Source organism: Microcystis sp. M20BS1 (assembly GCF_020245305.1).
Classification (GTDB): Bacteria; Cyanobacteriota; Cyanobacteriia; order Cyanobacteriales; family Microcystaceae; genus Microcystis; species Microcystis ichthyoblabe_A.
The window spans coordinates 83,469-92,724 of sequence record NZ_JADBUZ010000155.1 but is presented as its reverse complement, the minus strand read 5'-3'; the positions used below and the strand labels follow the sequence as shown (position 1 = coordinate 92,724).

General features: G+C 40.8%; 11 protein-coding genes. 6 read left to right on the top strand and 5 right to left on the bottom strand.

Annotated features, from left to right (window positions below):
- Window positions 1-193: 193 nt before the first annotated feature.
- The 3 genes from IM507_RS15860 to IM507_RS15850 all read right to left on the bottom strand — a co-directional run bounded on the left by IM507_RS15860 (window position 194) and on the right by IM507_RS15850 (window position 2,114).
- Window positions 194-751: a hypothetical protein gene (locus tag IM507_RS15860; RefSeq protein WP_024969441.1), complete on the bottom strand. Its 558-nt coding sequence runs from the start codon at window positions 749-751 to the stop codon at window positions 194-196.
- Window positions 752-1,080: 329 nt separating this feature from the next.
- Window positions 1,081-1,332 (bottom strand): hypothetical protein, encoded by a 252-nt coding sequence (locus IM507_RS15855; RefSeq protein WP_024969443.1) that lies wholly within the window; start codon window positions 1,330-1,332, stop codon window positions 1,081-1,083.
- A gap of 38 nt (window positions 1,333-1,370) precedes the next feature.
- Window positions 1,371-2,114, bottom strand: a complete 744-nt coding sequence (locus IM507_RS15850; protein ID WP_069474057.1) for a glycoside hydrolase family 19 protein — start codon at window positions 2,112-2,114, stop codon at window positions 1,371-1,373.
- A gap of 255 nt (window positions 2,115-2,369) precedes the next feature.
- Between IM507_RS15850 and IM507_RS15845 the strand changes: the two genes are divergently transcribed.
- The 3 genes from IM507_RS15845 (at window position 2,370) to IM507_RS15835 (ending at window position 3,533) form a co-directional block, all read left to right on the top strand.
- Window positions 2,370-2,669, top strand: a complete 300-nt coding sequence (locus IM507_RS15845) for a hypothetical protein (RefSeq protein ID WP_287637324.1) — start codon at window positions 2,370-2,372, stop codon at window positions 2,667-2,669.
- Window positions 2,644-3,006: a DUF5615 family PIN-like protein gene (locus tag IM507_RS15840; RefSeq protein WP_123230877.1), complete on the top strand. Its 363-nt coding sequence runs from the start codon at window positions 2,644-2,646 to the stop codon at window positions 3,004-3,006. The genes IM507_RS15845 and IM507_RS15840 overlap by 26 nt, the downstream gene beginning before the upstream one ends.
- A 398-nt stretch (window positions 3,007-3,404) precedes the next feature.
- Window positions 3,405-3,533 (top strand): hypothetical protein, encoded by a 129-nt coding sequence (locus IM507_RS15835; protein WP_256380573.1) that lies wholly within the window; start codon window positions 3,405-3,407, stop codon window positions 3,531-3,533.
- An 838-nt stretch (window positions 3,534-4,371) separates the two neighbouring features.
- Here IM507_RS15835 and IM507_RS15830 read toward each other — a convergent pair.
- A complete protein-coding gene (locus IM507_RS15830) occupies window positions 4,372-4,566 on the bottom strand; it encodes a hypothetical protein (RefSeq protein WP_002753616.1) in 195 nt (64 codons plus the stop codon).
- A gap of 252 nt (window positions 4,567-4,818) precedes the next feature.
- Between IM507_RS15830 and cysK the strand changes: the two genes are divergently transcribed.
- Window positions 4,819-5,778 carry a cysteine synthase A gene (gene cysK, locus IM507_RS15825; RefSeq protein ID WP_002734500.1) on the top strand — a complete coding sequence of 320 codons (960 nt, stop codon included), beginning with the start codon at window positions 4,819-4,821 and terminating at the stop codon, window positions 5,776-5,778.
- A 69-nt stretch (window positions 5,779-5,847) separates the two neighbouring features.
- On the opposite strand, the gene IM507_RS15820 is transcribed toward cysK, so the two are convergent.
- Entirely contained in the window at window positions 5,848-6,564 is a 717-nt protein-coding gene (locus IM507_RS15820; RefSeq protein ID WP_123230876.1) for a hypothetical protein, read from the bottom strand.
- Window positions 6,565-7,084: 520 nt separating this feature from the next.
- Here IM507_RS15820 and IM507_RS15815 point away from each other — a divergent pair.
- Window positions 7,085-8,194, top strand: a complete 1,110-nt coding sequence (locus IM507_RS15815) for a DUF2235 domain-containing protein (protein ID WP_069474061.1) — start codon at window positions 7,085-7,087, stop codon at window positions 8,192-8,194.
- A 62-nt stretch (window positions 8,195-8,256) separates the two neighbouring features.
- Window positions 8,257-9,216 (top strand): glycoside hydrolase family 75 protein, encoded by a 960-nt coding sequence (locus tag IM507_RS15810; protein ID WP_069474062.1) that lies wholly within the window; start codon window positions 8,257-8,259, stop codon window positions 9,214-9,216.
- Window positions 9,217-9,256 lie beyond the last annotated feature (40 nt).

The window sequence follows — 9,256 nt, the reverse complement described above, 5'->3', positions numbered from 1 at the left end:
GTCTGTTGGGCAAGTTCTTCAAAAATGTCAGTTTCTCTAGTTGTTATTGGTAAGGTATCTTCAACCTCAACCGCAGTTGGTTCAATCTCAGGGTACATTTCTCCTGTCTGTTGGGCAAGTTCTTCAAAAATGTCAGTTTCTTGTGTGAACATTGATATATTTTCTCCTGTTTCTAAGTTTTTAGAAAATTCATCTACTCTAGAGACTGAACCATCGACTTTTTTGCATCTTCCTCCTCTTTAGATGATGATTCTTCTTTTATCTCCTTAGTTGATGTTAAGGCATCAGAAGAGGTTTCTTTAACTGGTGTATTTATTTGCATATCTTTATCCTTTTCAGTAAAATCTCTCCCTTCTTTAGGCTCTACTATTTTTTGAACAAATTTTCCTCCAAAACCGAAGCTCAAAAAGCTTAAGACAATCCAAAATTCTTCAGAGAAGTCATTTTGTTCTTGCGTTGCTAATGTTGAATTTTGAGAATCTATAATTTTTTCCAGTAAGGCTTTCTTTTCTGCTGACAGTGGGTTAGATTGTTTAATGATGTCTACAGATTCCTTAAAAATTGCTTGCTGCTGGTTGCTTTTAGAAAAAAGGAGTGTACCAAAATAAATCGAAGCCCCTAGTGCTAAAAGACCCATTAGTCTCATTGCAGAATAATTACCATTATCTTCTTGCAACGGTTCCCCAAGAAACCGTAACAATTGATTCCAAATGGCGTTCAACCCTTTTTCTCCTTTTTCTCCATTTGACATTGCTTAAAACCTCATATTTAATCAATCAACAATTAACTTTTTGACGCTTTGGAAGAAGTTGAAAAATACTGGGAATAATGAAGCAGATAAATCCCAGAACTAAAAAAGCTTCTAAAATAATTATTTTCTCCGAAGGCTTTGTAGCTAAATTAAGCAGACAATCTGTGTTTAAATTTTCACATTCAAGCTTAAGTTCCCATGACCCAAAATAAAGACTAGCCAAGAATGAAATAAAACCCATGAATTTTGTGGAAGAATATTTTTTCTTTCTCATTAGTCATTTCAGGCGTATATCGATGCCTGATTTAATTAACACGATAAATTGTTGATTATGACCTAAAAAAAGGTAGATTCTGTAAAGCCTCTTGAGAATCTTGCCGAGTCAGAAATTTATTAAAACCCTTTGTTCCAAAAGCAGCAGCAATCAAACTATAGGTAATGTTTACTCCTGCTTCTTTTGATTTCAAATTAAAGGTTATAAATCCAGTACCAATGGCAGCAAGCAGCAAAGTAAAACTTAACAATCTGCTTGGTGACGGTTTGCCACTATCGTCCTGAAAAAATGTAGCAGTTTTTTTCATGGATTTAACCTCTCTATTTCTCATTTTCAGTTTAGTCTTCAAAGAATAGTTAAAAATTTCTTTGCTAAATTGGCAATTTGAAGCATTTTATCTGTTCCATTAATACAGCGACGAGCATTTAAAAAATCAGTCTGGTGATTATTGATATAGTCAGTAATTTTCCTCCCAGTAAACGCTCCTGTTTTAAATCCATGCACAAGGACAAATAACGCAACGTTTTGATTCATAGCTAGATCGGGCTTATTTACCAAATCAATACCCAAAATGCCACCGTATTTTTGGTAATTTGTTTTCCATGTTAATTGTACATATCCACGTCCGTAATATGGATGGTATCTAAGGTTGCGTCGTCGCCAATCCTCATTTAGCCAAAAAGCTTCCCGCACGGGTTGAAAAGTTTGGGCGGTTTCCCATTGTGTTGTTGCCAGTACATAAGCAATTTGAGTTTTGAGTCCAATACCTTGAGTTTTACATTCCGATTTAATTGCTTCAATTGTTCCTTGCTTAGTGGAAAAGTTATGTACCTTCCCTTTCCCAATTTCGTCCATTTTCTTTTGAAGCGTTGCAATAGAACCTGGTCCGATTAGGTTGGGATTTCCTTGAAAAATATCAGTTTTAAATTCAGCCCACGCTGTGCGAGTTCTGGGACCGATTAATCCATCAATTGTTCGGACTGGATAACCTAAACGAAAGAGAGCATTTTGCAATTCTTTCAGTTGTGCTTCGTCCAATTGATCGATGGGTGTTGGATCTTTAATGGTCGCTAATTGCTCTAATTTCATGGCTAGTAAATTATTATTTATCCATTAGTTTGAACGCCCGTCTGGTAACGTGGGTCAAGTGACAGCCCAACCCCAAAGGCGATTGAAAACAACAATAATACACACTACCCCCCCCGAAAAGTATCCTACGCTACAATTTAATAAATCTTTACATTCTTCTCCCTGACTAGGGATTCACAGGGGAAGGAGTCTCAGGTGGTTTCCCCTGTTTTAATCGGATAAACTAGGGATACCAGCTTTCATCAAGGCATCAGCATGACTACCAACGTAGCGAAAACTCAATGGCAGTATTTAGAGAAACGTCCTCATTCCTGGCGACAACAGCTTTGTTTTAAAGGTAGGAGGCTGAAAGCTTTTGATGTCTGGTCAGATATGATTGTCAATGACATGACTCCTCAAGAAGCAGCCCTTAATTGGGAGTTATCTCTGGCTGCTATCTATGAAGCAATTGACTATTGCGAGAGGAATCAGCAGCTACTCAAGCAAGAAGCAGAAGAAGAACGCCACCGTCTGGAAGCAAAGGGGATTAGTGTTGAGTCTAAGATTATTGCTTGATGAGGACTCGCAAGCCCAACTTCTGGTTAAGTTACTTACGGCTGCTGGTCATGACGTGCTGACGATCAATGAAATTGGTTTGGCTGGCTGCACAGATAATGTCGTACTTGACTATGCCATACAGGAAAATCGGATTCTGCTAACTCATAACTGCGATGACTTTGAAGAGTTGGACCAAGCGAATCCCAGCCATTCGCGGATATTCGCGGTTTACCGTAACGCTAACCTCTTAAAAAATATGGGCTTCAAGGCAATTGTCAAGGCAATCGCCAATCTCGAAACTGCTAACGTCCCCCTTGCTAATCAGTTCATCTCCCTGAACCACTGGAACTATTAATTCTGGTTTGTCTCGATCTTGTCACAAATCTTAACTTAATCTCTCCCTAACTATTGAAAACAAAAATACACTCTACCCCCCGCACAGTATCCTACGCTACAATTTAATAAATCTTTACATTATTCTCCCTGACTAGGGATTCACATCGGATTTACACACCCTCGCCCAATATTTCGTCAAAACTTACCGAAAAATTGGGTTTAAAGCCTCGCTCTTTTAGGGCGACTTTATATGATGTATGCTCTTAAGAATAGGGGGCCGGGTAAGCAACCGCTTAAAAAACCCAGTCATCGCCGGATGAACGCACCGTTCGGAGCTCGGCGTGAGCTTTTGTCGAGCGCTGATCTCAGGGCAGCGCGTTCAAAAACGACATCGGTAAGATTGCCAACCAAATTATGATGGCTGTCACCTTGCGTTGGGAAACCATTTTGATGCCAGAGGAAAGAAAAGAGGGTCATCAGTTGTCAGATTTGCGTTTTCAGTCCACTGATTACTGGAAAAGCTTCCCAACTCCCACTCTGCAATAACTACTGGCAGCCAGAAATAGGTTGAGTACTTATCATACTTTGTGCTTTTTGTCAAAAAAACTTTTTTTTTGCAATAAAACTACACAAAAAGAAGATCATCGTTGTGGGTGAAATTGACTGATTTACCCGTCTTAATTAGGATTACCTTGTAGGTGTGGCAAGGGTTTCAACCATTGCTGTTCAAAAAAGCACACAATAACCCACTATGAAATTCTATCAAATCGCTGTAACCATTGTAAAATCGTTGTTAAATAAAAATCGGCTCTTCGGTTTGTGTTATGCAATGGACGGGGGATATAAGGGATGGAACCCTTATGTAGAAAGGCATTTGGCGATTTTTGTCAATTGTTTTTGATCTAGAGCGAACTAATCAATTAAATCTCTTACCAGATAAGGATTTAGTCGATTTATGCCCCCATATCGAATCATACCAAGTAACGAAGAACCTAAAAATCTTTCTCAATTAATTCTTAAGAATTTATAAATATTGCGGAATGTTAATTTAAATATTCTCAAGTTTTTGGAGTCAATATATAATGGTTGCTTATCTTTGTTGAAAAATAGAACTCCTGCAAAAATCCAACATCTACCATTGGGTTAGGAGATAGGATTCAGGAGACGGGATTCAGGAGATAGTAGTCAGGAGTCAGTAGTCAGTAAGAATTGCGGCAATTTACATTTCTCAAGATAGACAACAGAATTTATGTCCGACTACTTATCAGTTATCAGTAATCAGCGAGGTTGAATTATCGCTTTTTTCTCAAAAATTTGGATAGTATCTCAGCATATTTTAGTGAGTTAGCCATAGCAAAGTAACCTACTTTTCAGAATTTAAAAGTTAGTAGCTGATGCTATCACCTGACATTAACTGCTGCCATTCAGAATCCTGCTGATAGTGGTCAAGCATAGACTCAGCCTGCCCTTCAAGGATACGCCTGCACTCAATCAATGGTAACTTGAGAAAAGCCAGACGTTGCTCTAGGGATAAAGCTTGTTCTTCAGGGGTTAAATAAGACGGATTAGCCTCTTTCACCAGTGGGAAAACCTTCAGTTTGTCAGAAAAATCCCATTCCTATCATATCTAGATTTTATAGGACATCCTCTCAAGCTAGGCGGACTGATTAAAGAAACAAAGGAAAATGGAAATTTTGCCGATCTAGGGCTGGCCTTTGCTATAAGTGAGCTATATAGCGCCTCCTTGGCTAGTGAGGAAATTCTCAAACGCTAAAGCTGAGAACTTACCGCTATAACTAAGCACACGAATCACCCAGACTGAGAAAATATCATGCGTATCGCTCACGATGTCACCGAATTGGTTGGCCGCACACCTTTAGTACAATTGAATCGGATTCCCCAAGCGGAGGGCTGTCTTGGCCGAATTGTGATGAAATTAGAAGGGATGAATCCCGCTGCTTCCGTCAAAGACCGCATTGGCACTCACATGATTAATAGCGCCGAAAAAGCGGGTTTAATCAATCCAGAAACCACGGTTTTAGTGGAACCCACCTCTGGCAATACGGGAATTGCCCTCGCGATGACTGCGGCAGCTAAGGGTTATCGCTTGATTTTAACTATGCCGGAAACGATGAGTTTAGAGCGCCGGGCGATGTTAAAAGCCTACGGTGCTACCCTAGAACTTACCCCCGGTTCCCAAGGCATGAAAGGGGCAATTTTACGCGCGCAGCAAATTGTCGATAGTATCCCCGGGGCTTATATGTTGCAACAATTTCGCAACCCTTCTAACCCAGAAATTCACCGTCTCACCACTGCTGAGGAAATTTGGCAAGACACCGACGGACAGGTAGATTTTATTGTTGCGGGTGTGGGTACTGGAGGCACGATTACGGGAGTCGCTGAAGTGATTAAATCTCGTAAACCTAGTTTTCAAGTAGTCGCGGTGGAACCTTTCAATAGTCCGGTGATTTCCGGGGGTAATCCCGGTCCCCATAAAATTCAGGGTATCGGTGCGGGTTTTATTCCAGAAGTTTTACGCACAGATCTGATTGATGAGGTAATTACTGTCAGTGATGAGGAAGCTTTTCAATTTGGTCGTCGTTTGGCAAAAGAAGAGGGTTTACTTTCGGGGATTTCTTCCGGTGCCAATCTTTGTGCCGCAATTCAACTGGCCCAACGACCGGAAAATGAGGGTAAATTAATTGTGGTGATTCAGCCTAGTTTTGGAGAACGTTATCTGAGTACGCTGATGTTCCAAAATATCGAGGAGCGCGAGTTAACTTTGGTGTAAAAAAATATCCTCCTCAGACTCTAGCAGTCAGCTTTAGTTGAGGGCTGATTGCTAATAGCAGAGAGCTTTTTAATCATATTTCAAGAGGGATTTTTTCACCTGTAGGGGTATTTGTAAAGGTTGCGGTTTGATTGCTTCTTTGCCAGAAAAATTATCCAATAAAGCCGATCGCACTTGTGCATCGGTTTCTCGTGAGAGAAGATAGCGGAAGTATTCTTGGCATTGTTCTCGACGACTGGGGGAAAGTTCCATTTCACTTAAACGTCGGACGGCCATTAAGCGCATTAAGGGATCATTGACTGTTAATTTTTCTAACCAGCGATCGAAGTTTTTTGACTCATTTTCACCGCGATGGTCGAGAAAATGCCATCCTAGCAGGATTAAAGTCAAAACCGTGCCAAATCCTTGCAAAATTGAGGCCAGGGCCAACCAGCGATTTTCGGCATAGGTCCAAATTGCCACAGCGAGATAGGTGGCTAAACTGCCTAAACCGCCACAGACTACCGCTAAAGTTAACTTACCGCTATCGGCACTGAAAAAAGCACGCCCCCACAGCCACAGCGATGGCCAGTTTTGACCCTGGAGATGGTAAACTCCAATCATCGTCCCCACCCCGGTTAAAGTGGCCAAAACTAACTGCCAATTCCACGCCCAGAGGATTAAAAAACTAGCACAAGCTGCCGCCCATGTCAAGAATTGACGGGTTTTTTTTGCGGCGAGAGTTTTGATGACTCGACGCTGCAGAGCGGGGGAAAAATAGGGAGGAAGGCGGAATACTGAAGACACGGGAAGTTTTTCACTGAGGGTTTGATGATCACTATAGCCTGTTCTCAGGCAGACAGATCATTTTTCTCGGTAAAAATCCTTGTGGGAAAAGAGCGAAGTGCTAGGGTGGGCTAAAATTGCGATCGAGAATCGGCTAAAGTTCAGATTGGCGAGCTAAAGTGTTAGGATGGTTTTCAATCAAACTCAACTTTTTTTATTAATAAATAGCTGAACAATATTCTGTAAACTTATATACAGAAACCTAAAGAAATATGTTAATTTGCCGTCTTTGGGGCAGTAAATTCTGATAGACGATCTAGAGTAGTAAGTATAAGTACCGCACCTAATTTTACCTAGTCAAGCTGGCTATCTAACTCATCTATATCATTTCCGAACAGAGTTAGAACTTTCTTTGTCTCGGTTGGGTCTTGCGGGAATTTTACCTTAAGGAAAATCTCGATAATTTTGAGTCATGATTCACTAGAATCCTCAAATATTCCATAAACTGGCGAGTTTTAAGAAACCTAGGAGGTTCATCGCTATGAAAAGCCGTCTTATTGTTTGTTGTGATGGAACTTGGCAAGATTTAGGACAAGCTTATCCTACCAATGTCGTCAAAATGGTGCAAGCTATCACGCCACTTGATGATAGTAAGGGCAACCCCATCCGTCAAATCATCTACTATGACGAAGGCATTGGGACAAAACAATCTAATGCCGAGATGACTGATACTTTAATTAAAATTACTGGAGGTGCTTTAGGCATTGGCATGGATCATAAGATTGAGGATGCCTATCGTTTTCTGTGCTTAAACTATCAACCTGAAGATGAAATTTATCTCTTTGGGTTTAGTCGGGGAGCTTACACTGTACGCTGTTTAGCTGGGTTAATTTATAATTGCGGTTTGTTGTATCGAGAATTTATCCGACAAATTCCCAAAGCCTACGAAATTTACCGAGACAAACAAGACCAAAATAACGCACCTAACGGTAAAAATGCCATTGATTTCCGTAATCAGTATGGACGACGAGTTCCCATTAAAGCCTTATGCTGTTGGGATACGGTTGCTTCTTTAGGTATCCCTGATATCGTTCATTCTCTGCACTTGGATGAAAAGTTCAACGAACGTTATCGCTTTTATGATTCGACCATCAATCCTACAATTGAAAAGGCGTTTCATGCAGTTGCCATTGATGAAATTCGTAAAGTCTTTGATGTAACGCTAATGCGTCCCCATTCTACCCAGATCAGACAACAAAAAGAACAAGTGGTTCAAGTTTGGTTTCCGGGGGGTCATGGTTGTGTTGGTGGAGGTTCTCAGGAAGAATCTGGCCTATCCGATGGAGCTTTATTGTGGATGATGGAACAAGTCGAAACCTTGGGTTTGGTCTTAGATAAAAGTTATATTCAACATGAAGTTCATCCCAATTGTAGTGCGCGTTTTGATAATACGTCAAAATGGCCATTTAATGTAGCGGGAACAGCACCTCGTCAGTTTGAAGGGGATGTTAGCAATTTGCATGAAAGTGTTAAAAATCGCTGGACAGACCTGAATCTTAATCCCCCTTATAAACCCGCTATTCCCGAAATTCAAATGATGCTTGAGCAAGAGCTTGGTGCTTTGAGAAAGAAAGAAATAGTCTCTGTTTAGCACTTCGCTGCCTCAAAAATGTCGCCTTCACTTTACTTTTTACTTAACTGAGGATCAAATTAATGGTTATCAAAATTAATCAACCCAGTAATAATGCCACACTTGCCATAACAGATAACGTTAATTTTAAAGGCACTGCAAGTCATGAAATTGTTCGGATTGAGTTATGGGCAGAAAATAAGTGGCACTTCGGTAATAGCTCAGTTTCTAATGGCAATTGGTCAGTCTCTTATCGTTTTACTGACAACGGTAAACGTCAAATTGAAGCGAGAGGATTTGATCAAGATAATCATTCTGTTGCCAGTGAAAAAATTACTTTAGAAATTGAAGCTTCTTCCATAAGCTGTGAACCAAGAACGAAACTCTTTGAAATTGGCGGTCATTCTGTTTGGCAAATTGCAGGACAAACCGCTTTTTTCTATCAATCAAAAATGAGTATTGATGCCGATGGTGCGCCTAATGCTTATCACCCCGACAATATTGGCTTAGATGATCTAAAAAATGCCGGTTATCCAAATACGTCTTGGTGGAAGAATATTCTTGTCCCTGACCCTCAAAATCCTAATCGAGCTTATGAGCAACCCTCTGGACCCTATCAAGGTTATTTTGTCTCTATGACAGCTTTACAGGATGGAACTAAGGCAAAAACTGATCCCAGTCGCTATGTTGATTCTACTCGGATACCCTATATTGTTCTCCCCGGTGGTGGCAGTGCCGGGGCAAAACTGGGGGATTTTGCCGTGGTTTTTAATGGTAAAAACGGCAAGATTGTCAATGGGATTTATGCAGATGTTGGTCCATCCAACAAAATTGGCGAGGGTTCAATTGCCCTTGCTGAAGCGTTGGGCATTCCTTCCAGTCCCCGAACAGGTGGTGTGAGTAGCGGTATTATGTATGTCGTTTTTCCTGGCTCGGGCAACGGTAAGCCGCGATCGCTTTCTGAGATTAACACCGAAGCCGAAAAACATTTCAACAATTGGGGGGGAATGGCCAGGTTAAACGCTTGTTTTAGCCCATCTTAACCTAGAAAACTGCCAATTTACCTTTACTTTATCGAGGAAT

Bases quoted from the DNA above. Each gene is read 5' to 3' on its own strand.
- IM507_RS15855 (WP_024969443.1), bottom strand. From the start codon at position 1,332: ATGAAAAAAACTGCTACATTTTTTCAGGACGATAGTGGCAAACCGTCA.
- IM507_RS15835 (WP_256380573.1), top strand. From the start codon at position 3,405: ATGGCTGTCACCTTGCGTTGGGAAACCATTTTGATGCCAGAGGAAAGA.
- IM507_RS15845 (WP_287637324.1), top strand. From the start codon at position 2,370: ATGACTACCAACGTAGCGAAAACTCAATGGCAGTATTTAGAGAAACGT.
- cysK (WP_002734500.1), top strand. From the start codon at position 4,819: ATGCGTATCGCTCACGATGTCACCGAATTGGTTGGCCGCACACCTTTA.
- IM507_RS15860 (WP_024969441.1), bottom strand. From the start codon at position 751: ATGTCAAATGGAGAAAAAGGAGAAAAAGGGTTGAACGCCATTTGGAAT.
- IM507_RS15850 (WP_069474057.1), bottom strand. From the start codon at position 2,114: ATGAAATTAGAGCAATTAGCGACCATTAAAGATCCAACACCCATCGAT.
- IM507_RS15810 (WP_069474062.1), top strand. From the start codon at position 8,257: ATGGTTATCAAAATTAATCAACCCAGTAATAATGCCACACTTGCCATA.
- IM507_RS15815 (WP_069474061.1), top strand. From the start codon at position 7,085: ATGAAAAGCCGTCTTATTGTTTGTTGTGATGGAACTTGGCAAGATTTA.